The organism is Methanomicrobiales archaeon HGW-Methanomicrobiales-1 (assembly GCA_002839675.1).
Taxonomy (GTDB): Archaea; Halobacteriota; Methanomicrobia; order Methanomicrobiales; family Methanospirillaceae; genus Methanoregula.
The window spans coordinates 561,603-584,043 of the sequence record PGYM01000002.1 but is presented as its reverse complement, the minus strand read 5'-3'; the positions used below and the strand labels follow the sequence as shown (position 1 = coordinate 584,043).

The 22,441-nt window shown below is 52.1% G+C and carries 24 protein-coding genes; 14 read left to right on the top strand and 10 right to left on the bottom strand.

Annotation, left to right across the window (positions count from 1 at the left end):
- The first annotated feature begins 25 nt into the window (after window positions 1–25).
- On the top strand, window positions 26–1,654 hold the full coding sequence (locus tag CVV30_09280) for a fumarate reductase subunit A (protein PKL69720.1): 1,629 nt from the start codon (window positions 26–28) through the stop codon (window positions 1,652–1,654).
- A complete protein-coding gene (locus tag CVV30_09275; protein ID PKL69719.1) occupies window positions 1,651–3,117 on the top strand; it encodes a succinate dehydrogenase in 1,467 nt (488 codons plus the stop codon). The genes CVV30_09280 and CVV30_09275 overlap by 4 nt, the downstream gene beginning before the upstream one ends.
- Window positions 3,118–3,196: 79 nt before the next feature.
- Here the strand turns inward: CVV30_09275 and CVV30_09270 are convergent, their stop codons facing one another.
- Window positions 3,197–4,354: a glutaredoxin gene (locus tag CVV30_09270; GenBank protein ID PKL69718.1), complete on the bottom strand. Its 1,158-nt coding sequence runs from the start codon at window positions 4,352–4,354 to the stop codon at window positions 3,197–3,199.
- Between the two features lie 115 nt (window positions 4,355–4,469).
- On the opposite strand from CVV30_09270, the gene CVV30_09265 reads away from it, so the two are divergent.
- Window positions 4,470–5,801 carry a hypothetical protein gene (locus CVV30_09265; protein ID PKL69717.1) on the top strand — a complete coding sequence of 444 codons (1,332 nt, stop codon included), beginning with the start codon at window positions 4,470–4,472 and terminating at the stop codon, window positions 5,799–5,801.
- Here CVV30_09265 and CVV30_09260 read toward each other — a convergent pair.
- Complete coding sequence (locus CVV30_09260; protein PKL69716.1) at window positions 5,791–6,294, bottom strand: rubrerythrin; 504 nt, start codon at window positions 6,292–6,294, stop codon at window positions 5,791–5,793. The two genes, CVV30_09265 and CVV30_09260, sit on opposite strands and share 11 nt — an antisense overlap.
- A gap of 159 nt (window positions 6,295–6,453) precedes the next feature.
- On the opposite strand from CVV30_09260, the gene CVV30_09255 reads away from it, so the two are divergent.
- Window positions 6,454–7,125: a hypothetical protein gene (locus CVV30_09255; protein PKL69799.1), complete on the top strand. Its 672-nt coding sequence runs from the start codon at window positions 6,454–6,456 to the stop codon at window positions 7,123–7,125.
- Window positions 7,126–7,203: 78 nt separating this feature from the next.
- On the opposite strand, the gene CVV30_09250 is transcribed toward CVV30_09255, so the two are convergent.
- Entirely contained in the window at window positions 7,204–7,797 is a 594-nt protein-coding gene (locus tag CVV30_09250; GenBank protein PKL69715.1) for an NADPH-dependent FMN reductase, read from the bottom strand.
- A 133-nt stretch (window positions 7,798–7,930) separates the two neighbouring features.
- Here CVV30_09250 and CVV30_09245 point away from each other — a divergent pair, with 133 nt between their 5' ends.
- The 6 genes from CVV30_09245 to CVV30_09220 all read left to right on the top strand — a co-directional run bounded on the left by CVV30_09245 (window position 7,931) and on the right by CVV30_09220 (window position 11,151).
- Window positions 7,931–8,170 (top strand): hypothetical protein, encoded by a 240-nt coding sequence (locus tag CVV30_09245; GenBank protein ID PKL69798.1) that lies wholly within the window; start codon window positions 7,931–7,933, stop codon window positions 8,168–8,170.
- Between the two features lie 121 nt (window positions 8,171–8,291).
- Complete coding sequence (locus CVV30_09240; GenBank protein ID PKL69714.1) at window positions 8,292–8,420, top strand: desulforedoxin; 129 nt, start codon at window positions 8,292–8,294, stop codon at window positions 8,418–8,420.
- A gap of 2 nt (window positions 8,421–8,422) precedes the next feature.
- A complete protein-coding gene (locus tag CVV30_09235; protein PKL69713.1) occupies window positions 8,423–8,827 on the top strand; it encodes a carboxymuconolactone decarboxylase family protein in 405 nt (134 codons plus the stop codon).
- Between the two features lie 15 nt (window positions 8,828–8,842).
- Complete coding sequence (locus CVV30_09230) at window positions 8,843–9,487, top strand: peroxiredoxin (protein PKL69712.1); 645 nt, start codon at window positions 8,843–8,845, stop codon at window positions 9,485–9,487.
- Between the two features lie 438 nt (window positions 9,488–9,925).
- Window positions 9,926–10,540 carry an NADPH-dependent FMN reductase gene (locus tag CVV30_09225; protein ID PKL69797.1) on the top strand — a complete coding sequence of 205 codons (615 nt, stop codon included), beginning with the start codon at window positions 9,926–9,928 and terminating at the stop codon, window positions 10,538–10,540.
- A 5-nt stretch (window positions 10,541–10,545) separates the two neighbouring features.
- A complete protein-coding gene (locus CVV30_09220; protein ID PKL69711.1) occupies window positions 10,546–11,151 on the top strand; it encodes a flavodoxin family protein in 606 nt (201 codons plus the stop codon).
- A 43-nt stretch (window positions 11,152–11,194) separates the two neighbouring features.
- On the opposite strand, the gene CVV30_09215 is transcribed toward CVV30_09220, so the two are convergent.
- Window positions 11,195–11,839: a peptidase M50 gene (locus CVV30_09215; protein ID PKL69710.1), complete on the bottom strand. Its 645-nt coding sequence runs from the start codon at window positions 11,837–11,839 to the stop codon at window positions 11,195–11,197.
- Window positions 11,840–11,936: 97 nt separating this feature from the next.
- Between CVV30_09215 and CVV30_09210 the strand changes: the two genes are divergently transcribed.
- A complete protein-coding gene (locus CVV30_09210) occupies window positions 11,937–12,221 on the top strand; it encodes a chorismate mutase (GenBank protein ID PKL69709.1) in 285 nt (94 codons plus the stop codon).
- A gap of 70 nt (window positions 12,222–12,291) precedes the next feature.
- Here CVV30_09210 and CVV30_09205 read toward each other — a convergent pair whose 3' ends face one another.
- From CVV30_09205 to CVV30_09180, 6 genes are all read right to left on the bottom strand, one after another.
- Window positions 12,292–13,446: a hypothetical protein gene (locus tag CVV30_09205; GenBank protein ID PKL69708.1), complete on the bottom strand. Its 1,155-nt coding sequence runs from the start codon at window positions 13,444–13,446 to the stop codon at window positions 12,292–12,294.
- A 73-nt stretch (window positions 13,447–13,519) separates the two neighbouring features.
- On the bottom strand, window positions 13,520–14,392 hold the full coding sequence (argB, locus tag CVV30_09200; protein ID PKL69796.1) for an acetylglutamate kinase: 873 nt from the start codon (window positions 14,390–14,392) through the stop codon (window positions 13,520–13,522).
- Window positions 14,392–15,549, bottom strand: a complete 1,158-nt coding sequence (locus CVV30_09195; protein ID PKL69707.1) for an ornithine acetyltransferase — start codon at window positions 15,547–15,549, stop codon at window positions 14,392–14,394. Before CVV30_09195 ends, argB begins: the two co-directional genes overlap by 1 nt.
- Entirely contained in the window at window positions 15,550–16,044 is a 495-nt protein-coding gene (locus CVV30_09190) for a histidine kinase (GenBank protein ID PKL69795.1), read from the bottom strand.
- A gap of 9 nt (window positions 16,045–16,053) precedes the next feature.
- Entirely contained in the window at window positions 16,054–17,040 is a 987-nt protein-coding gene (locus CVV30_09185) for an N-acetyl-gamma-glutamyl-phosphate reductase (GenBank protein ID PKL69706.1), read from the bottom strand.
- Window positions 17,041–17,124: 84 nt separating this feature from the next.
- Complete coding sequence (locus CVV30_09180) at window positions 17,125–18,039, bottom strand: hypothetical protein (protein PKL69705.1); 915 nt, start codon at window positions 18,037–18,039, stop codon at window positions 17,125–17,127.
- A 219-nt stretch (window positions 18,040–18,258) separates the two neighbouring features.
- Here CVV30_09180 and acs point away from each other — a divergent pair, with 219 nt between their 5' ends.
- From acs to CVV30_09165, 3 genes are all read left to right on the top strand, one after another.
- Window positions 18,259–20,151 (top strand): acetate--CoA ligase, encoded by a 1,893-nt coding sequence (acs, locus tag CVV30_09175; protein ID PKL69794.1) that lies wholly within the window; start codon window positions 18,259–18,261, stop codon window positions 20,149–20,151.
- Window positions 20,152–20,166: 15 nt separating this feature from the next.
- On the top strand, window positions 20,167–21,432 hold the full coding sequence (locus tag CVV30_09170) for an MFS transporter (GenBank protein ID PKL69704.1): 1,266 nt from the start codon (window positions 20,167–20,169) through the stop codon (window positions 21,430–21,432).
- Window positions 21,433–21,739: 307 nt separating this feature from the next.
- Window positions 21,740–22,408 (top strand): YIP1 family protein, encoded by a 669-nt coding sequence (locus tag CVV30_09165; protein ID PKL69703.1) that lies wholly within the window; start codon window positions 21,740–21,742, stop codon window positions 22,406–22,408.
- Window positions 22,409–22,441 lie beyond the last annotated feature (33 nt).

Here is a 22,441-nt window from a genome sequence, read left to right as displayed (position 1 = left end):
ACTATGCGACGCACAGAATAATAAGATGCTTGCAGATGACGTGGTGGACTGCCATGTGCTGGTGATCGGGAGCGGCGGAGCGGGCGTTCGGGCTGCCATTGAAGCTTCGCAGCACGGCGATACAGTGCTGGTGTCAAAGACCATCGTGGGCAAAGGTGGGTGCACCACGATGGCAGAAGGCGGGTACAATGCGGTCATGCGGGAGGCAGACTCCTGTGGGATCCATATCGAAGACACTCTCAAAGGCGGGGCATATCTCAATGATCCGGAACTGGTACGGATTCTTGCCCACGAAGCCCCGTTGAGGATGGGAGATCTCGTTAAATGGGGCGCGGTATTCGATGTCACAGAGAATGACGAGATCGCGCAGCGCCCGTTCGGGGGCCAGCGGTTCCCGCGAACCTGCTATGCAGGAGACCGGACCGGCCACGAGATGATGACCACGCTTGTGGAGCGGCTCGACGGCACCAAAGTCACGCTCATGCAGGAATATACAGTAATCGACCTGCTTCGTGACGGGGACGAAGTCTGTGGGGCAATGGCACTGGATGAGAGGGGCAGGTTTGTGCTGCTTACGGCCGACAGCACCATCCTTGCGACCGGAGGCGGTACCAAAGTCTATGACATTTCCACCAACTCATCGAGTGGTACCGGTGACGGGTATGCGATGGGGTACCGGGCAGGCGCCGAACTGATCGATATGGAGATGATCCAGTTCCACCCGACCGGCGCTGTCTATCCTTACGATGCCCGCGGGAGGCTTGTTACCGAAGCAGTGCGCGGCGAAGGTGGATTGCTCAAAAACAACAAGGGGGAGCGGTTCATGCAGAATTACGATCCCGAGCGCATGGAACTCTCCACCCGTGATGTCGTTGCACGCGCGATTGCCACGGAAATCCAGAGCGGAAGGGGGACCCAGAACGGCGGTGTGTATCTCGATGTCACCCACCTCCCCCGGGAACAGATTGAGACCCGGTTGCCGGTAATGCTCGAACAGTTCCTGAAATACGGTGTGGATATCCGGACCCAGCCCATGGAAGTCGCACCTACCGCCCATCACATCATGGGCGGCCTGCGGATCACTCCTGAATGCCAGACCACGGTTACCGGGCTCTATGCCTGCGGCGAAGTTGCCGGAGGGGTTCATGGCGCTAACCGACTTGGCGGTAATGCGCTTGCCGAGACCCAGGTCTTCGGCAGGCGGGCGGGACAGGCTGCCGGTAGTGCAGGGAGACGGGAAAAGTCAGTCGACCTGATGCAGGTCGAACAGCAGCAGGACCGTCTGGATGCGTTCATTTCGGGAACCGAGAACCCGGCGGAAGTGCGGGTGAAGCTCCAGCAGGCGATGTGGAAGGGGGCGGGCATATTCCGGACTGCGGCTGAACTGCGGGATACGCTCAAGATTGTCACGCATCTTTCCACTGCAAATATCCGCGCAGCATCTGCACAGAACCTTGCCGAATGCTGCATCCTGCAGAACATGTGCCTGACCGCTTCGCTCATCTGCCGGAGTGCACTCATCCGGGAAGAGTCCCGGGGCGCCCATGTGCGTAAGGATGTGCAGCAGAAGTACGAGGCCACAGCCTCACCCTTTGGCCATACATTCATCTCGCAATCCCGCGACGGTATCGAGCGAAAGGAGGCGGGAATATGAAGAAACTGACCGTCCGGATCCGCAGGTTCGACCCGGCAAAGGACGAGACGGGTCACCTGGAGAGCTACACGGTCAATGTCAATGACGGTGCCCGCGTCCTGCACGTGCTCCATGCAATTCATGATACGCTCGATCCTTCCCTCTCATTCCGTTACTCCTGCGCCTCCGGCCAGTGCGGGAGCTGTGCCGTCCGGGTCAATGGTGAACCGGTACTCGCCTGCATGGAAGAGGCAAAAGACGGCATCACCATTGAGCCCATCAACCTGCCGGTGAAAAAGGATCTCGTCGTAGATCTCCTCCCCACCCTGGAGGCAATCGCATTCCTGCAGCCCATCGAGCATGCGGTGCTCCCGAAGAAATCCGAGATCGATGCAATGAAGCCATTAAAAGACTGCATCGAGTGCCTCGCATGTGTATCGGTCTGTCCTGCCATGGATGTGACAAAGTTCCTCGGCCCCACTGCGATGCGGCAGGAGATGCGTCTTGCGCTCGATCCGCGTGACAGCGGCGACAGGATCACTGACGCGGTCAGGGACGGGTTGTTCACCTGTACTTCCTGCCAGGCCTGCTGGAAGGTCTGCCCAAAGGAGATAGAGATTCCGGGAAAAGCGATCGAGAAACTCCGGGCACAGGCCAATAAGCGGGGCTTCACGCTGCCCCGGCACCTTGAAGTCGCGGCGCTCATTAAAGAGACCGGCAGGAGCGTTCCCCGGACTTCGGAAACATTCCTTGAGAAGATGGGAGAAATCATCGAACCGTACGGCCTGGTTAAGGCAACGGTCGGATTCTTTATCGGGTGCATGTATAACCTCCGGCAGGTGCAGTCCGCACTCGATGCCATGGAAGTGCTCCGGCGCAATGGTATCAGGGTCATCATCCCCAAAGATCAGGTATGTTGCGGCTCGCCGCTTATCCGGACCGGGCAGCTCGCCCAAGTCGAAGAACTCCAGCGGCGGAATATCGAAGTATTCCGGTCGCGGGGCATCGATACGGTCCTGACCATGTGCGCCGGTTGCGGCACCACGTTAAAAAACGATTACAAGACCCCTTTCAAGGTCATCGACATCAACGAGCTGCTCACGCAGTATGGAATTGAACCTCCGGCCCGTCTCCCGATCAAAGCCACCTACCATGATCCCTGCCACCTGATGCGGGGGCAGGGTATCCACGACCAGCCGCGGGAACTGATCCGGCAGGTTGTGGACCTTGTGGAGATGCCATCCATCTGCTGTGGTTCAGGAGGAGGCGTCCGCTCCGGGAACCCGGAGGAAGCGGCTGCACTCGGCAGCCGTCGGGGCGAAGAGATCAAAAAGACCGGGGCTGAAGTCGTCATTACTTCCTGCCCGTTCTGCGAGTTCCATATAGCCGGCCATACCGATAAACCGGTAAAAAATATTGCTACGGTGCTGCTCGAAGGATATAGAGAGAAGGACCGGATAAAAGAGAGAGGAACGAAAAGCTGAGTTCCCCCATCATTAATTCTTTTTTGCACCCTCTTTAAACCGGTAAGAGTATTGGGGATTCACACCGTCAGGGTATTTCCTATTCCTTATACCCCGTCATCAGGTACTCAAACGCCTCAAGCGCTGCCTTTGCCCCATCTCCACATGCGATGACGATCTGTTTGCTCTTCACCGATGTCACATCTCCTGCAGCATAAATACCCGGGACACTGGTATGGGTGTTGATATCAACAATTATCTCCTTCTTATCGTTGAGAGCGACCAGGTTCTCTACCATATCGGTGTTGGGGAGCCAGCCGATCTCAATAAAAACACCGTCTAGGGTTATTTTCTGTTCCTTACCCTGCTCATCTTTGATCGTGATGCCCGAGAGGAATTTATCCCCGTTCAGATCAGAGACATGCGTACCCGTATGCACCGTGATATTCTTTCGCGTTTTGAGCTTTTCGACATAGATGGGATCTGCCCGTATCGTGCTGCGTACAATAAGGCTGACTGACTCGGCGATATCGCTCATCTCAACAGCAGTCTGGAGCGCGGAGTTCCCCCCGCCTACAATGGCAACCCGCTTTCCTTTGTAAAGCGGACCGTCGCAAGTAGAGCAGATCGAGAGTCCGCGCCCGAGATACTGTTCCTCATTTGCTACTCCCAGTTTTTTCGGCCGGTTTCCCTGCGTGAGAATTACCGCTTTTGCCTTCACCGTGTTTCCCGAGAGGGTACTGACAGTAAAAAGACCGTCGTCCTTTGAGACCGAAGTCACTTTATCGAGTTCGAGCCGGATATTGAGCGTCCTGACCTGCTCTTCAAACTTTTTCATCAGCTCTTCCCCGGAGATCATCCGGTATCCCATATAGTTCTCGATCGCCCACGATTCCAGCGCCTGCCCGCCTATATTTTCGCTGATGATGATCGTGTTTAACATTTTTCTGGAGCAATAGACCCCGGCCGTGAGCCCAGCCGGGCCGGCGCCGACAATCACGACATCATAACTTCCACCGGTCGGAGGTTCCCCGAAAAGTTCATTGAGGCGCTCGGAGTCAAAACCGACAATCACCTCATCATCGACGATTATCACCGGCACTCCGCGCTGGCCGGAGAGATCGATCATCTTTTTTGCGGCTTCGTTATCCGCGCCAACATCTATGCTCTCATACGGGACACCGTGTTTATCAAGAAAGGCCTTGGCCATCCGGCAGTAGGGACAGTTCTGGGTGGAGTAGACGGTGACTTTTGTCATCAGTTCCAGAAATGCGCTGGCGTCATATAAATATTTGGACAGAGGTAAGCCGGCCTTTGCTGCCAATAGCAATATTCTTTTTTAATGAGCCCCCATAGAGCATTGATCAGCTACCATGAGAACCACCTGTAGCAGAATAGGACTGCGAGTACCCGTACTGGTCTGCCTGTTGCTCCTGCTGCTGGGAGGAGTGGCCTCAGGACAGCAGGACACGATAACAGATCCTTCATTGTACCTCAGCTTCAATGAGGGAAGCGGCACCTATATTCTCGATGGTTCAGGGCACGGGAATGGCGGGAAGATGTACAGCACATCACGAATCGAGAATAGCGGGTGCGGCGGTGCACTCCTGTTTAACGGGATTAACAGCTATGCGATAATCCCGTATAATCCCCGCAACCACCCGGAAGAGGCAATCACCGTTTCTACTTGGTTTTATACCGATTCTTTTCGCCCGCAGACATTGATCTCGTCCTATAATGAAGGGGGTTACCGCCTTGGTATCGGAGACGGGGGAGACCTCTGGTGGACAATTAACCTTGAAGGCTATGGGAATCTGGATGTGCCTGTCCAGCACGAGGGCATTTCCTTAAACCAGTGGCACCACGTCACCGGAACCTATGATGGCCAGAGCTCAAAATTATACTTCGATGGCGTGCTGAGAAACCAGAAAAATGCATCAGGTGCGATCCAATACCAGTATCCTAATTATGTCGTACTGGGCGCAGATGCAGGTACCGGGGATGCTCCGGACACGGCATGCCCGGATTATTTCCGGGGCGGGCTTGATGAGGTAAGGATTTACCCGAGGGCATTAACCTATGGTCAGGTTATGGATGACCGGTTCCGCTGCACACAGGAGCCGGTTACTCCCCTGATTATCGGGAAGCCGGAAGAACCAACAGCCTGTTACCCCGTTTCAGGTACCGTACAGTTGCAGGGAAGCGAATCTGTCACCAGAATAATGTCATTTCCGGATAAAACCGGGAACGGAACCTGGAAAGTGACCGTGCCCGCAGGTTCAAAACTTACCGTGAGTGCCCAGGATCTCTTTTCCAACGCTTACCCTGATGCATGGTATATCGAAATTCGCGATGAACATGGAAGGATTACCCGCACCATCGCGTTCCCCAATACCAATAACGCACCGGCAGAAGGCGTAATCCCATCTGGAAATGCCACCGTAACCATCCGCTATTTTGACGGTAAAGAACGGTTCCCGGCATCGGTGGCAGTAAGGTTTGAAAAAACCCTGCAACAGGCACCGCTCCCGCCATTTATTCCGCAGAACATGTTTGTCAACCCGATAATCATCATCTACTCCGCATCATGGGCTACCCTGATCGCCCTGGTCCTTGTCGTGGTGTGGCTTCACCGGCGCAGAAAAGAGGCCCAAAAAGAAAGAGATAATGAAAAAGAAAACGATGAAAAAATAGTTACAGAGTGATTTCCCGGAACTGTTTCTTAAAAACACCGCAGATCGGGCATTTGTCCGGAACAATGCCAATCTCAATGTTCCCGCAGACCGGGCAGAGGAAAATTTTTTCCCGTCCAAGATCATTTCCCGCCTTTACCGCATCGAGCGCCTTCTTGTACAGGGTTGCATGCACCTGTTCGGCCTTCATCGCATGAGTAAATGCAAGCAATGCATCAGTTCTCCCTTCCGCCTCTGCCACCTTGACAAACTCAGGGTACATATGGGTGAACTCATGGGTCTCGCCGGCAATGCTCGCTTCAAGGTTCTTTGCAGTCGGCTCGATTGCAGCAAGCACTTTTAAGAGTTTTTTTGCATGAATTGCTTCTGCTTCGGATGCCGCTTTATACAGGGTTGCAATGTTTTTGAAGCCCTCTTCGGCAGCTTTTTCAGAAAAAGCCTGGTATTTCCGGTTTGCCTGGGATTCACCGGCAAATGCCTCTTTTGCATTCTCTATGGTTGCCATAAGGATAGGATATGGAGAGATGCTGACTTAAAGATTCTTCATTGGCAGAGGGGCAAAGATATGCCAATCACAAAAAGAAAGGTTTTTGCAGTGCCAAAAAGTACTCCTGACATACCACAGGATCCCGGCCCCTGCCGCATCCTGCATGCCGGGTTTTCCATGAAGAAGATGAAAGATGTTCCTGAACAGGACAGGCCACGCGAAAAAATTGCCCAGAAAGGAGTTACTTCACTCACTGAACAGGAACTGATCGAGTCGATCCTTGGCAGGGGCACACGGGGCAACGATGTCCGGGTAATCTCAAAGGAGATCTGCGGGCTCCTGAAGGATAAAAAAGGCACGATTCAGTATGAGGACCTTCTCTCAGTTATGGGAATCGGCCCGTCAAAGGCAGCCCAGATCACGGCATGCTTCGAACTGGGAAGGCGTTATTGTGCACCTGCAGGGGGCAGTATCAAGGTAACAAAACCGCAAGACGTCCTTACACTCTCCCTTATAGCAGACATGCGGGACAAACGGCAGGAGCATTTTATCTGTATCACCCTCAATGGGGCAGGCGAGGTACTTGACAGCAGGGTCATCACTGTCGGATTGCTCAATCACAGTCTGGTCCATCCCAGGGAAGTCTTTGCCGATGCAATTACCGACCGGGCAGCATCCGTCATCTGCGTCCACAACCACCCGTCGGGTTCGCTCGAACCCAGCCCGCAGGATATTGCGATCACCACGCAGCTCCGGGAGGCAGGGTTGTTACTGGGCATCCAGTTAATCGATCATATCATTGTGACAAAAACCGGTTACCTGAGCATGAAGGAACGGGGACTGCTCTAGCGGACGGGAAAATCTATCCGGAGCGTTCCTGCAACAACGGAATTTTGTGATATAAAAAAAGCCCCCTCGTGGAAAAGATTACGCCGCGAGCGATTTTCCCAGTGCATACCCCTTCTGGTAGGCGGCCTCGAGAAGATCCGGGTGTGCGGTCACATCGCGGATCGTATCCATATCGCTGATTAGCAGTTCATCGGTATACTGGCAGTCGATAGTATCGAAAAAACCCCTGATGGTCAGTTTTGCTCCCACAAAAACCTCGGGGACATTCATACCGGATATGCAGATGAACAACCCTCTGCGTTCCGCTCTCCGTTCCTTTGCGATAAATGACTTTTTCCGCATATATTTGGCCATGTAAAAGACCTGGAACCGGTCCATCATCGATTTGAGTTTCCCGGGAATTCCCATCGTCATGATCGGTGTGGCGATGATGAGACTGTCCATCTCCTTAAATTTCGGGTATATCTGCTGCATGTCGTCATCCATGATACAGGTTTCATGGTCTTTGCAGAACATCATCTCCGTGCAGGCCTGATAATCAAGGCTGCCGACTTCAATTTTCTCAACGGTACATCCGGCATCCTCTGCACCTTTGATTGCACGGTCAAGCAGTTTTGCCGTGTTACCGTCAGAAAGGGGACTTCCCAGAAGGGCGATGATCTTTTTTCCCATATATCAGTAGATGTGAAAAACCACAATATACCTTTGCATACGGTCCTGCACTTCTGATAATCCGACCCAGTATCGGGCAAATCAGCAGTACGAACACAACCCATATATATCTTTGACGTGAATGAAAGTTTTGGTGAATCGTTTGACTGAAAATAAGAAGTATAACGCAGGACAAAAAGTCGGGCCCGGAAAATATGTTTGCATAGACTGTGGAAAGGAACTCACCCTTGACAAGAGCGAACAGGACTTAAGGAAATGTCCAGCCTGTGCCTGTGAAGAGTACCAGTGTTTCCCGATGACGCACATCCGCCCGGACATCAAATCCGCAGATGATGTGAAGAACCCGCCAAAACGCGGTAAAAGTAATATATAATTTTATATTTTTCTTTTCGGGCACACGTACAGCGATATGACTTCTGGGGGTTCCTGTAACCAAAAACCGGTACGCGGGATTCCTGCTCCCAGGTTTATCGGGCGTTAAGGAGGATCTCTGTATGGTAAACGTCTCAAAAGAAGGGCAGGTCTTCAGGTGCGAGATCTGCGGCAATGTTGTTGTGGTGAAAGAGTCCGGCGGCGGAGAACTAATCTGCTGCGGCGAACCCATGCAATTGGAGAGTGAGTAATTATGGTTGTTAAAAAAACAGTAGCAAAAAAGGCTCCCGTAAAAAAACCGGTAGCAAAGAAAGGAACGGAAGCGGAACTCAAGAGCCTTGAGAAGAAGATCGGAAAAGTACCGAAGTTCTTCAAAGAGCTGACCACCAAAGAGCCCGAGATGTTCAATCTCGTCATGAAATTCGAGAACCACATCTGGGACGATGGCAAACTCTCAAAGAAGACCAAGAAGCTCATCGCAATCGCAATTGCTGCGGCACTCCGTGACCAGCATGCCGTGCGGGCCCAGCTGGCCGGTGCAAAAAATCTCGGTGTGACCAAGGCAGAAGTTGAAGAGGCACTGCGAGTTACGTTCCTCCTCTCGGGCATGCCGGCCTACGTATATGGAAGAGCACAGCTCGATGAAGTGATGAAGTAACGGGAGGGTGGTATCATGGATACTGAAGATTGCATAACATTCCCCAGCATCGGGGAACCGGCCCCGGATTTCGAGGCCGAGACCACACATGGTCCGCTTAAGCTGTCAAGTCTTAAGGGCAAGTGGGTTATTCTCTTCTCCCACCCGGCAGATTTCACACCTGTTTGTACAACGGAATTCCTTGCGTTCACTGAAATCCACGAAGACCTCAAAGCGCTCAATGTGCAGCTTGTCGGTCTCTCGGTTGACAGCGTCTCTGCCCACCTTGCGTGGGTGCATGCCGTGAAGGAGAAGATGGACGTCCAGATCCCGTTCCCAATCATCGCCGACCTTACCATGAAAGTCTCACTGATGTACGGGATGATCCACAAGGGACAGAGTTCAACCGCTACCGTCCGGACGGTCTTTTTCATCGATGACAAGGGAATCATGCGGGCGATGATCTATTATCCCCTGCAGAACGGCAGGTACATGCCGGAGATCCTCCGGCTGGTAAAGGCACTCCAGACCACGGACAAGTTCAAGGTGGCAACACCGGCAAACTGGCAGCCGGGTGACAAGGTAGTTGTCCCGGCCCCAAAGACCGCTGCCGAGATGGAGAAGCGGCCAACCGAAGGGTACGAGTGCAAAGACTGGTACCTCTGCTTCAAGAAAGTGTGAGCCGGCCGCGTCTGGTTACAATAATAAACTTTTTTTTGTTGTTCTGATTTCCCCTCAGCATACAAAGGGGGGGTGCATGGGGATCCCTGCCCCTCACATGAAAAATGAGCCACCCCCCTCTCATGTCTTGGAGGGGGTACCCCCACCCATTCCCAAAACTCGTCCGGCGTGAGCAACGCAATTTTTGTCAATTGGACATTTGACTATCAATTGTACAGTTGTTTATCAAATGTACATCTTACTCGCGGTTTCCACCACCCATACTCTCGTGAACTGCATGGGGGGTCATCATTCCAGAACGTTTTGCACTTTTCTGCTCTGCCTGTATCCTATGCGAACAGTTAATCCAGCCAAAGCTCCCGGCGATTCATCCAGAAAATTTCGTTATCCCTGATCCCCATCCAATCCTTTTTTATGACGCATGACAAAGATACGATTATGCCGATCAAAGTCCTCGCCTTTGCCGGAAGTCCCCGCAGGCATGGCAACTCCGAGACGCTGCTGGACTGGGTACTGGGCGGGATGATCGCTGACCCGGACGTGGTCGTAGAGAAAATCGCCCTGACCGATGCCAATATCAATCCCTGTCGGGGGTGCAATGCCTGCGAGAAGCTCAATGCCTGCGTGCAGCATGATGGCATGGACATCTACCACGACAAGATCGTTGCCGCCGACATTATCCTGCTGTCATCGCCCATCTACTGCATGGGTATCGCTTCGCAGCCAAAAGCCCTGATCGACCGTGCACAGGTGTTCCGTTCACGGAAATATGTGCTCAAACTCCCCATTGTTCCCCCGGAACGCAAGGGTAAGAGGCTGGGGGTATTTCTCTCATCTGCCGGGCAGAACTGGGATCATGTCTTTGAGGCTGCCATTCCTTCAGTGAAATGTTTCTACCATGTCATTGATATCAAGGATGCTGATATCTCCTACCTCATGATCAACGGCGTGGATGAAAAAGGTGCAATAGATAAGCACCCAACCGCCAGGACCGATGCCGAGAAACTCGGTAAAACCGTGCTTGCCGAGATCAAAAAGCGGCTTAATAGGTGATTTTAATGACCGAAAGCGTCCTTGGCATATCGGGAAGCCCGCACCGGCACGGGAACACCGAAACCCTGCTCGACAGCTTCCTTGATGGTGCACGGACTGCCGGTGCCTCGGTTGAGAAAGTAGTGCTTAAGGATATGGATTACTCTCCCTGCCGGGGGTGCAATGCCTGCCATAAAAATGGAGAGTGTATTGTCAGGGACGATGCAATAATAATATTTGATAAAATACTCGCCGCCGATTGTATCGCGGTCGCCTCTCCCATCTATACCATGGGTATCACCGCACAACTCAAGGGACTGATCGACCGGGGACAGTACCTCTGGGCCCGGAAATTCATCTTAAAAACGCTCTATTTCACCGATGAGCACGTAAAACGGCATAAAGGGCTCTTCATCTCCACGGCCGGGCAGAACTGGGACCATGTCTTTGACGGGGCGTTTCCTGCGATCACGGCCATCTTCAACGGCACCGGGTTCGAATACTACGACAATATCATTGCTAATAATATGGATGAATTCAAAGGGATCAAAAATCACCCGACTGCGCTCAGGGATGCATTTGAGAAAGGGCAGAAAGTTGTTGGTGTTATTGAAAAATTAAAAATGGAATGAACGAGCATTCCATCGACATTTTTATAAAAAAAATTGGCCGGGATCAGAGCAGATAGAACGATGCTACGAGTGTTCCGAACGCTGCAATGATCAGCAACGCAAAGATCGGGATATTCCAGGCCATGACTTTTCTTCCGTCAAGGACACTGATCGGGAGCATATTGAACGCAGCGATCATCGCGTTGATCTGGATACCGAAAATACCGATATAGGTAAGCAGGCCGCCAATTGCGTGTCCTCCAAACAATGCCAGTGCGGCGAATGGTATGCAGAGCAGGAGGTTGACAACCGGACCTGATGCTGAAATTATCCCGTTCTCCCGCTTGGTCAGGCCTTGTCCGCTACCTGAGTTGCTGTAAATGACCGTTGCACCCGGGGCGGCAAAGACAAAACCTACAAGTGCTGCAAGGAGCACGGCGAACAGGAGCATGGTGTTATCTTTCCGGAATTCCGCCCAGTACCCAAATCGTATTGCGGTAAACTTATGGGCCATCTCATGGAAGATAAACCCGATACCGGCTGTCAGGAGGGCGATGCCTAAAAAAATCAGTGCAGCAACGGGGTCTATCGAATTGACCGGCCCGGTTATACCATAGGGTGCGATCTTGATAATCGCAAACGACAGGGATATCGCTATCCACGCAATAAAAAGATCAAACTCTTCCCTTCGGGAGATGCGTTCGAGCATGAAATCACCGGATCAGATAGGGTGCTCCTGCGATATCTGCTTTGGTGTTTAAGCGGGGATAAACACGTTTATGTGAAGAATCAGAGATGTATAGTATATGTCCCTGGAGACCGTACGGGCAGAGATCACCAAAACGGATAAAGAGATTATCCGGCTCATCGCACACCGGCAGGAGCTTGCGGGAAAGATTGCCAAAATCAAGATCCATGCAGGGATGCCGGTCCATGATGAGCACCGGGCATCTGAAGTGCTGAACGCAGTTTTTGATCAGGCGGTTGAGGCCAAAATCGATCCTGTCGCAGTTCAGAAAATATTCGAGCAGCTCATTGCGATGAGCGAAGAGCGCCAGCGGGAATGTTCCGGAGACGGAAATCTTCCCTGATTCTGCTTTTCCGGGATTAATTTTGGGGATTTATCCCAACTATTTTTTTACCTGAAACATTATGAGGGGTTTACCCCATCCACCCGAGCAGGATAATCGCCCCAAGGGCAACCAGTATCACACCGATGACCATCCTGATCATCCGCTTGTACTTTGTCCTCATGTTTTCAGCCCGTCCCGGAGATATACCATACACAACAAGGAGGGTAATCAGGATTAAGGGGAGGACATAGATGAAGTTGTAGAGCACAAGCCATGGCAATCCGGCCATTACCGTCATCTCTCTGCCCATGAGGGCAAGGATGCTGATATAGATGCCCCCGGTGCAGGAGAACCCAAGGATGCCGGCAAGGATACCCAGTATAAATGCGGCGGGAAGCGATGCAATGCGGATATAATCCCCAAGGATCCCTTTCTTCGATTCCGGTATGGACAGGAGAAATTTCTCTTTGTTCCGGAGTACATCCGCAATCGTTATGATCCCAAGAAGAAGAGCAACCGCCCCACCAATAATAGCGAATACCCGCGAGAACCCGGAGAAGGAGATCGCCGAGAAAAGCCCTATGCCTACGAGAAGATGAAACAGGAACGTTGCGGCGATATAGGCACCGCCGACAAGCAGGATGCGCTTCCTGCTCCCGGCAGCAGCCATCGGGATCAACAGGAAAACCAGAACGGACAAACCACAGGGATTTGCACTGTCAACGAGAGCGGCAATGATGACCAGCACCAGGCTGAGTTGCGGAAATCCGGGAGTGCTGGTAGAATCTATTTCCGGGGTTACCTGTGGGGGTACCTGCCCATCACTCACCGTTTTTTTTTTAAGTTCCCCGATAATGGCAGCTTCCAGGTTCGCAGGAATATCCCGTTCGCCAACCAGAACAACATTCCCGATAATCGCTTCAGGAACGCCGGGATTTCCCGCCCCGAGTTTCTGGTTGAGCGAAACAGACAGGATCTGATTCGTACTGTTATGATATGTTTCAAGGATCTGGATATCCACATCCGGGTATTTTTCTTTGAGCGACACCATAAACGGCATCACGTTATGGCAGTGCGGGCATTCGTCACCATAGAAAAAATATACCGTCACCTTGTCCTGCACGGAACTTTCTATGCCCGGTACAGGTGTTTTTTCAGCCTGCAGGGGTAAGATAAAAAAAATCGCACATAAGAGAGCCACTACAATGAAAAGTCCGGTAGCGATTTTTATTGTTTTATCCATCCTCAAAAAACCTTGTAATGGTATTGGAGAGGGGCCAATAATAAAATACCCCGCGGGCAGCTTTTAAAAAAAATTATTTTAAGGAGATCATTGTCCCGACACCATCCCGGGTGAAAAGTTCGAGGATGAGGTTGTGTTCGGTGTTGCCATTGATGATATGCGCATATTTCACGCCATTTTCTACCGCCTTGGTTACCGAGCCCACCTTGGGGATCATTCCCTGACTGATTGCCCCGGATTTCCGCATATCATTCGTCTCGTTTATGGTCAGTTTCCGGTATACCTGGGTTCGCTTGGCATCCATGACCCCGTCCACATCTGTCATATTCACAAGTTTGTAGGCCTTGAGTGCAATGGCAATATCACCGGCTGCCGTATCGGCGTTGATATTTAAGCTCCCGCCGAACCGGTCAATCGCTATCGGTGCGATTACCGGGATATAACCTGTATCAAGCAGGGTATTGAGAATTGACGGATCGATCCATTCGATCTCGCCGACATGCCCGAGATCGACCTCTTTCTGGACACCTTCGACTTCGATCTTCTGGAGATCCATCTTTTTTGCGATAATCAGGTTGCCATCACTACCCGACAGCCCGACTCCACGGGCACCGCTTTTCGCTATCAGCGAGATGATCCCTTTGTTGATCTTGCCTACGAGAACCATCTGGGCGATCTCGAGGGTTTCCGGGTCTGTCACCCGCAATCCCCCGATAAAGACGGATTCCTTGCCCATCGCCTTCATCTTCTCGGAGATCTCCGGTCCACCGCCATGTACCAGGACTACCCGGATACCCACATAGTGAAGGAGCACCGCATCCCGGATCGCGTTCTCCAGCACAACCGGGTCCACCATCGCATGGCCGCCAAGCTTGATCACGATGGTCTTGCCGTGGAACTGCTGGATATACGGCAGGGCTTCCATGAGCACGTCTTCGCGTTTCATCATGTGGTGTACCTCCCATTGATCTCGACATACTTCTCGGTCAGGTCACAGCCCCAGGCTGTTGCTTCTGCCTTTCCCGCCGCAAGATCGAGAACAAAGATCACTTTTTTGCCATGCATGGCCGCCTTTGCATTCTTGAGATCGGCGATGATCTCACCGGATTTCACGAGGGGATACTTCACGTTGCCATCGCTGATCCAGAGTGAGACCGCGTTGGGATCGAACTTTACCCCGGCCCGGCCTGCTGCTGCAACTACACGACCCCAGTTGGGATCCTCTCCATATACCGCCGTCTTGACAAGCGGGGATTCTATTACCGTGCGGGCAACTTTTGCTGCATCGTCCTCTTTGGGTGCACCTTTGACCGTCACTTCGAGCAGTTTCGATGCCCCTTCACCATCAGCGGCAATCTGCATCGCCAGCGAGCGGCAGCATTCCTCTAATGCAGCGGAGAACTCCTTTACATTCACCTTACCGGATTCTCCGGTGGCCGTGCAAAGGGCAATGTCATTGGTGCTCGTATCGCCATCAACCACCACGCGGTTGAACGTCCTCTTTGTGGCCAGTTTCAGAGCGTCGGCAAGCGGTTTTGCACCAATCTCGGCATCGGTGTAAATGAACGCAAGCATCGTGCCCATGTTGGGCGCAATCATGCCGCTCCCTTTCGTGATACCCCCGATACAGAACGACTCTTTCTCCACCAGCGCATGCTTGGGGTAGAGATCCGTAGTCATGATCGCCTTCGCCGTCAGGGTTTCAGCCTCAAAGGTACGAGCGAGTTTCGGTGCAATCAATTTGCACTGGCGTTCGATAAGCGGGAGATCGAGATAGCGCCCGATAACACCGGTACTTGCGACCCCGATTTTTTTTGCATCGACCCCAAGCGCATCCCCGGCAAACCCGGTCATCGCGACTGCATCCTCATACCCGCGTTTTCCGGTATAAGCATTGGCACAACCGCTGTTTGCGATAACCGCTTCTAAAGTGCCTTTTTTTATCTGTTTGCGCATGAGTTCGACAGGCGCGGCCTTGACAAGGTTCTCGGTAAAAACACCGGCGGCAGTCCCGCTTGCCCGGATAAGGGCAAGACCGAACTTGCCTTCTTTCATACCATACGCAGTAACGCCCTTGACTGCACAGATACTTCTTACCGACATTTAATCTCCCATTCCATTCGTGTCAGAATGTGATGCGCCGATTGCATTGATAATATCTGAACGGGTAAGAATCCCGGTCAATTTTTTCCCCTGCAATACCGGCAGACGGGTAACTCCCTCTTTGAGCATCAGGGATGCCGCTTCCTCAACTTCCATATCCTCAGTCGCGGTGATCACACGATGTGTCATCACCTTTTTTGCCGGCATATCGCCGATATTGCGCAGGGCATGCTTGGTTTTTTCCCAGTTCACATACTCGCGGATCGGGATCTCGATGATCTCAAAGGGCGACGGCAGCCAGAGATCATCAGAGATCCGTTCGGATTCCAGGAGCGAGATGAGATCTGACTCAGTCAGCATCCCAATAAGCTCTGCGCCTTCCATCACGGGTAGGCCTCCGATGTGATACTTCCGGAACAGACTTACCGCTTCACGAAGAGGAGTATCAGCAGAGCAGACCATCGGGTTTTTTGTCATTGCGTCTTTTACCAGCATTTTTGTCACCTACGGGAGCATTCCTGCGCTGACGAGCCCGTCCTTTTCGGAGAGCCCGCACATCAGGTTCATGTTCTGGATTGCCTGTCCGCTTGCGCCTTTCACCAGGTTGTCGATCGCGGAGACTGCAACGACACGCATTCCTTCGCTTTCCACCATCACATCGCAGAAGTTGCTCCCGCGGACTGCAGCGAGCGAGGGTTTCTGGTACCGGACGAAATATTCATTCTTATAGAAATCCTGGTAGAGTTTTTCCACTTCTTTCTGCTCAAGGGGCTCATTGAGCAGGATATGAGCCGTTGTCAGGATACCCCGGTTTACCGGGACGAGATGGGGGGTAAAGTAGACATTCGCTTTTGAACCCAGCCCGGCGATTTCCTGTTTCATCTCGGCAAGGTGACGATGATTCGTCAGCTTGTAGGGTCCAACATTGTCCCCGACATTCGGGTAGTGGGTGACGGCGGACGGATTGTCACCGGCACCGCTCACGCCGGTCTTTGAGTCAAAGATCACCGTGTGGGCGTATTTCGCCAGAGGGGCGGCTGCAAGCGTTGCGCCCGTGGGAAAACACCCGGGATTTGCAACAAACTTTGCATTGATACACTCCTTGCGGTGGAGTTCCGGGATTCCATAGGGTGCGGAGAAGTAATCGGTATGTGCGACGCCGTACACCTTTTCATAGATGTCTTTAGGCAGCCGGTAATCTGCGCTGAGATCCACGACTTTGATCCCCCGTTCCAGCAGCTTACCGGCATGGGTCATTGCCGCGGTATGCGGGACGGCAAGAAATGCCACATCGGCATCGATGGCATCCATGTCGGGATTTTCGAATTTGAGGCTGGTAAACCCTTTCAGGTGGGGATGGACCTGATCAAGGGGGGTTCCTGCCAGTTTGCGGGAAGTGACACACGTGACTTCTGCCGTTGAGTGGGAAACGAGCAGGCGAACCAGTTCACCACCGGCATAGCCGGAGGCCCCGATAATCGCAATTTTCATAACAAGAGTATCCGATTGTCAAAATTTAATGCTTTTTAAGCGGGGAACATTCTGATCGCAAATTGTATCCGAATAAAAAAAGATTTACATTTTATCCATTTTACGGGAATAGACACTATACAGTCGCTGGCCGAGCAATTCGATCCGCTGGCGGTCTTCAAGTCCTTCGAGCAGATCGGCAGGAAGCGCCCCGATACCTTTTGATGCCCCGAGATATGCACCGCAGATGCAGGCAATGGTATCGGTATTTCCCCCGGTATTAGCTGCTACCGTGAGGAGATCCTGCGGGTGGGAATACCTGCTGATTAAGAAAAACGCAATGGGTAATGTCTGGAACACGGATACATCATTGCCGATTTTGAGCAGGGCGGTCTCGGTTTCCATCCCCTCTTTTTCCAGGACCAGTGCATTTCGGATCTTGCCGCCCAGCACTTCGTCTTCTGCCTGGGCCTTATGCAGCGCCTTTCCTACAGGGTCGGGACTGTCATGGAGGGTATGGTAAAGGAGGGTGACCACGGTTGAAACAGCTGCGTGGGCTGCCGGGTGGGTATGGGTAACATTGCATGCCCGGACAGAACGTTCACATCCTTCATTCATATCGGGAAATGCCAGGGCGAACGGGATCGCAATCGGGAGACAGCCGGAGGTGGTGGATTTCACACCTTTCCGGGGGACATTTTCCTTGTCCGTTTGTTCACATACCGAAGAGACCGATCCATCGGGAAAGCGGAGATTTCCTCTCATATAGAGTTCGCGAAGCGCGGTCATGTACCGCTCCTCGTTGAATTTTCCATCAGCAAGAAGGGTTGCAACAAGGATCATCATCTGGGTATCATCAGTATATTGTCCCGGGTTCAGACCCTCATTGGGATGGCCTTTGTAGGGGCGGCGGTACCCGTACTTCATCTTGTTTAAGTTAGGAGCACCGCTCTCGTTGGGCATACCCAGCGCATCGCCAATCGCTGCACCCAGAAGGCACCCCTTGAATTTATCGAGCATCAATCCTATATTGAAAAACCCGGACAGATAACCCTTTTTATATCCCACCCACTGATTCGAGATTCCATAGAAGGCTGAATCTTAACCATAAATAAGGCAATTATATTTTTGTTTTACGCTCCGGGAAATAATCCCCAACTGATTTATTCGTCGGAAAATACATTGATAAATTATATATAGGATGTTTAGCATGATTAATAATGTAAAATGGGTGGGCACATGACAGAGGATTTTAACGTCAAACTCGTCGAGGATGTGAAATTTTACACACCCGACCCACAGTATAAAAAAAATGCATGGATGGGAGACTACGAGAAAGCGTACAAGGATTTTATTGCAGATCCTGATGCATTCTGGGAAAAGATAGCAAAGGAACTTGACTGGATCAAGCCATGGGATGCCGTCAAAGAATGGAATTATCCCTATGCCAGGTGGTTTACCAATGCCAAACTGAACATCACGGCAAACTGCCTTGACCGCCATGTCAATAACAACCGCCGCAACAAGGTGGCCCTCATCTGGAGGGGGGAGACCGGAAGGGAACGAATCTTTACCTACCAGAAACTCCTTTCACAGGTTTCACGCTTCGCAAATGCGTTGAAGAAGATCGGGGTGAAGAAAGGAGACGGTGTCTGTATTTACATGCCGCTGGTTCCTGAACAGATGATCGCCATGCTTGCCTGTGCCCGTATCGGTGCGGTCCACAACGTTGTATTCGGGGGATTTGGCACTGCCGCCCTGAATATGCGAATCCAGGATGCTGAGGCAAAAGTGGTCATCACCGCAGACATCTCAATCCGCCGGGGTAAGGCAATCCAGCTCAAGGGAATCGTTGACGAAGCGATTGTCAATTCACCTAGCGTGGAACACGTTATCGTCCTAAGGAGGCGCGATCCTCCCCTGGATCTCCACGAGCGCGAGCTGGATTTTTACGAGATGATGGAAGGGATGTCGGACATCTGTCCACCGGAGGTCATGGATGCCGAAGATCCGTTGTTCATCCTCTATACCAGCGGATCCACCGGAAAACCGAAGGGTATCGTGCATTCCTGCGGGGGGTACATGGTAGGCACCTATTACACCAGCAAATATGTCTTCGATATAAAAGACAATGATATTTTCTGGTGTACTGCAGATCCCGGTTGGATCACCGGCCACAGTTATATCGTGTACGGGCCGCTTGCCGTAGGTGGAACCGTCTTTATTGCCGAAACGACTCCGGATTACCCGGATGCGGGCAGTTACTGGAAACTTATTGAGGAAGAGAAGATCACGATCTTCTATACCGCCCCGACCGCAATCCGGATGTTCATGAAAATGGGAGAGGTCTGGCCGAACAAGTACAATTTGGATTCCCTTCGGATCATCGGCTCTGTCGGAGAGCCACTGAATCCTGAGGCCTTCGAGTGGTACTATCATTTCATTGGCAAGGACAAGGTTCCGGTCCTTGACACCTGGTGGCAGACCGAGACCGGCATGCATATGATCACAACGATGATCGGAGAGCCCATGCGTCCGGGCTTTGCCGGAAAACCCATCCCAGGTGTTGAGGCAGATGTCGTGGATAAAGATGGCAATTCGGTCAAACCGGGCACGGGTGGGTTTCTCGTGATCAAAACACCATGGCCATCCATGTTCCGCACAGTCTTCAAAGACGATGAGCGTTACCGGAAATACTGGGAAACAATAAAAGGCGTATATACCGTCGGCGACATTGCAGTCAAGGGCCTGAACGGTTATATCATGATCCTAGGGAGGTCGGATGACATTATCATCGTTGCCGGCCACAATATCGGCACAGCAGAAGTAGAGAGCGCACTGGTCTCCCACCATGCGGTTGCCGAGGCAGCAGTCATCGGAAAACCGGATGTGCTGAAAGGGAATTCGATCAAGGCGTTCGTCATCCTCCGTGTGGGGAACCACCCGAGTGATAACCTTAAGCAGGATCTCCTCCACCATGTCCGGACAACCATCGGGCCGATTGCCATGCCCCACGAGATCGATTTCGTGGACTCTCTGCCCAAGACCCGGAGCGGCAAGATCATGCGCAGGGTCTTAAAGGCCAAAGAGATGGGAATCGATCCAGGCGATATATCAACCCTGGAAGAATAATTTTTCGAGGGGAAAATGAGCGATACTATACAGGAAAAACTATTCGGCATGGAACCGGAAAAAGGACGATGGCTGCTTGTTGTTCTCGGCATGGTCATCAACCTGTGTTTAGGCTCGATCTACTCATGGAGTGTCTTTGTCAAGCCGCTTACGGATTATTTTACCGGCACATTAGGCCAGCAGGTTACCGCCAATGACATCCTCCTGCCGTTTTCGGTCTTTCTGGCATTCTTTGCCATCGCCATGCCGTTTACCGGTAAATACATAGAACAGTACGGACCCCGTAACGTGACGATCGTTGGCGGGGTTTTGACCGGTCTTGGCTGGCTGCTGGCATCGTTTGCAAACTCAGTTCCGATGCTCTACGTGGTGTATGGCATCATCGGGGGAATTGGGGTCGGCATTGCCTACGGGGTACCGGTCGCTGTATCAGCACGCTGGTTCCCGGACCGAAGGGGACTCGCAGTTGGTCTCACGGTTCTCGGGTTCGGGTTCTCTGCACTCATCACCGCCAACCTTGCAGGGTATTTCATCGGGGCCTATGGGGTCATGAACACGTTCCGTATCTTCGGCGTTGCGATGATCATCCTAACAATATTGTTAGCCATGCCCCTGAAATTCCCCCATGCCGGATGGAAACCTGCAGGATGGAACCCCCCTGCACCAACGGCGGGTCAGCATGTCACCTGTGAGTTCGGGCGTGAACAGATGATCAGAACATCATCATTCTATGCGCTCTGGGCCTGCTACTTCATCGGATGCCTAGCCGGACTGATGGCGATCTCGATTGCAAAACCCGTGGGTACTGATGTGGGCATCGAGACCGGGCTTGCCACGATGCTGGTCGGGTTCTTTGCCGTCTTCAACGGCGGTGGAAGACCGATCTTCGGTGCACTGACGGATAAGATCACACCACGAAACGCAGCAATGGTCTCGTTTGTCCTCATTGGACTGGCATCCCTGCTGATGTGGCAGGTCCAGTCCGTGCTGGTATACGTCATCGCCTTTGCTGTACTCTGGGGATGCCTCGGGGGCTGGCTTGCCATTGCTCCGACCGCGGCCGGCAGCTTCTTCGGTACCTGCGATTATCCGCGGTGCTACGGGGTCCTCTTCCTTGCCTACGGTGCTGGTGCAATCGCCGGACCACAACTCGCCGGGTTCATCAAGACATCCACGGGATCCTATCTTGGGGTATTTCCCTATGTGCTGGCACTTGCAGTCATCGGTCTTGTGATTGCATTTACCATGTTGAAGCCGCCGCAGGCACCCCAGAAAAAATAACCTTTTTTTACCCGTGTTCCGGTTGTAGATACGTTTCTTCTGGGCCATCCGGTACCCGGAAACCACAAGGATCTTCTCGCCGAATTCTGCATCCAGCAAAGAATCCCTGAGTCCAGATACAGGAGGGACTATGCAGATTACTAGTGAGATTTAATCACGATGCTTGAAAAATGTAAAGAGAATCGGATTGATAGAAACACCTTTTGATTCCGTCAGCCATATCATTAATATCCAGCAAATAATATCTGTAATCAAGTTGTTCTTTCTGCAACAACAGATATGTTCAATATAATGTGGAGAACATCAGATGAACCCTTCAATTATTGATCTACTCATCAGACCGGGTGCATTCTTCCAGAATGCAATGAATGAAAAGGAGGGCCTGAAATTTCCGGCACTCATTATCCTTGCCGGGGGTATTGCCGGCGCACTGTACGGGTACCTTATCGGGGGATTGACCGGACAATTGCTCAACGGAATCATGCCCGGCATGGGCTCAATCATCGCACTTACCACGGTGATCGGTGCCCTTATCGGTACGTTTATCTTCTGGGTACTATGGGCTGGCGTGATGTATGCATTCTCCTTTGTTTTCAAAGGCGAGGGAACGTTCCGGCGAACGCTTGAATTCGTAGGCTACGGTTACCTGCCCCAGGTCTTTGGAACCCTCATTACCTTTGTCATCGCACTGGACTATATTCCCCGTATTCATGTTCCCCAGCTCTCTGCAGCAGCTGCCCAGAACCCTGATCTTATGACAGAAGCAGTGAAAGCACTGATGCATGATCCCGCAATGATGGAACTGAGCCAGATTGCCATGATCATCTCGATGGTCTTTCTTCTCTGGAGCGCCAATATCTGGATCTTCGGAATGCAGCATTCCCGTAAACTCTCCCCAAGGAATGCAGCACTCTGTGTAGGTATTCCCGTTGTCGTGTATATTCTCTATATGGTCTATTCCATAGCGGTGATGTAAGTGAAAACAGTTCGATTAATTTCTTTCATATGC

Excerpts from the sequence above, each read along its gene's own strand:
- CVV30_09280 (PKL69720.1), top strand. The coding sequence starts at position 26 with ATGCTTGCAGATGACGTGGTGGACTGCCATGTGCTGGTGATCGGGAGC.
- CVV30_09275 (PKL69719.1), top strand. The coding sequence starts at position 1,651 with ATGAAGAAACTGACCGTCCGGATCCGCAGGTTCGACCCGGCAAAGGAC.
- CVV30_09270 (PKL69718.1), bottom strand. The coding sequence starts at position 4,354 with ATGACAAAAGTCACCGTCTACTCCACCCAGAACTGTCCCTACTGCCGG.
- CVV30_09265 (PKL69717.1), top strand. The coding sequence starts at position 4,470 with ATGAGAACCACCTGTAGCAGAATAGGACTGCGAGTACCCGTACTGGTC.
- CVV30_09260 (PKL69716.1), bottom strand. The coding sequence starts at position 6,294 with ATGGCAACCATAGAGAATGCAAAAGAGGCATTTGCCGGTGAATCCCAG.
- CVV30_09255 (PKL69799.1), top strand. The coding sequence starts at position 6,454 with ATGAAGAAGATGAAAGATGTTCCTGAACAGGACAGGCCACGCGAAAAA.
- CVV30_09250 (PKL69715.1), bottom strand. The coding sequence starts at position 7,797 with ATGGGAAAAAAGATCATCGCCCTTCTGGGAAGTCCCCTTTCTGACGGT.
- CVV30_09240 (PKL69714.1), top strand. The coding sequence starts at position 8,292 with ATGGTAAACGTCTCAAAAGAAGGGCAGGTCTTCAGGTGCGAGATCTGC.
- CVV30_09235 (PKL69713.1), top strand. The coding sequence starts at position 8,423 with ATGGTTGTTAAAAAAACAGTAGCAAAAAAGGCTCCCGTAAAAAAACCG.
- CVV30_09230 (PKL69712.1), top strand. The coding sequence starts at position 8,843 with ATGGATACTGAAGATTGCATAACATTCCCCAGCATCGGGGAACCGGCC.
- CVV30_09225 (PKL69797.1), top strand. The coding sequence starts at position 9,926 with ATGCCGATCAAAGTCCTCGCCTTTGCCGGAAGTCCCCGCAGGCATGGC.
- CVV30_09220 (PKL69711.1), top strand. The coding sequence starts at position 10,546 with ATGACCGAAAGCGTCCTTGGCATATCGGGAAGCCCGCACCGGCACGGG.
- CVV30_09215 (PKL69710.1), bottom strand. The coding sequence starts at position 11,839 with ATGCTCGAACGCATCTCCCGAAGGGAAGAGTTTGATCTTTTTATTGCG.
- CVV30_09210 (PKL69709.1), top strand. The coding sequence starts at position 11,937 with ATGTCCCTGGAGACCGTACGGGCAGAGATCACCAAAACGGATAAAGAG.
- CVV30_09205 (PKL69708.1), bottom strand. The coding sequence starts at position 13,446 with ATGGATAAAACAATAAAAATCGCTACCGGACTTTTCATTGTAGTGGCT.
- argB (PKL69796.1), bottom strand. The coding sequence starts at position 14,392 with ATGAAACGCGAAGACGTGCTCATGGAAGCCCTGCCGTATATCCAGCAG.
- CVV30_09195 (PKL69707.1), bottom strand. The coding sequence starts at position 15,549 with ATGTCGGTAAGAAGTATCTGTGCAGTCAAGGGCGTTACTGCGTATGGT.
- CVV30_09190 (PKL69795.1), bottom strand. The coding sequence starts at position 16,044 with ATGCTGGTAAAAGACGCAATGACAAAAAACCCGATGGTCTGCTCTGCT.
- CVV30_09185 (PKL69706.1), bottom strand. The coding sequence starts at position 17,040 with ATGAAAATTGCGATTATCGGGGCCTCCGGCTATGCCGGTGGTGAACTG.
- CVV30_09180 (PKL69705.1), bottom strand. The coding sequence starts at position 18,039 with ATGCTCGATAAATTCAAGGGGTGCCTTCTGGGTGCAGCGATTGGCGAT.
- acs (PKL69794.1), top strand. The coding sequence starts at position 18,259 with ATGACAGAGGATTTTAACGTCAAACTCGTCGAGGATGTGAAATTTTAC.
- CVV30_09170 (PKL69704.1), top strand. The coding sequence starts at position 20,167 with ATGAGCGATACTATACAGGAAAAACTATTCGGCATGGAACCGGAAAAA.
- CVV30_09165 (PKL69703.1), top strand. The coding sequence starts at position 21,740 with ATGAACCCTTCAATTATTGATCTACTCATCAGACCGGGTGCATTCTTC.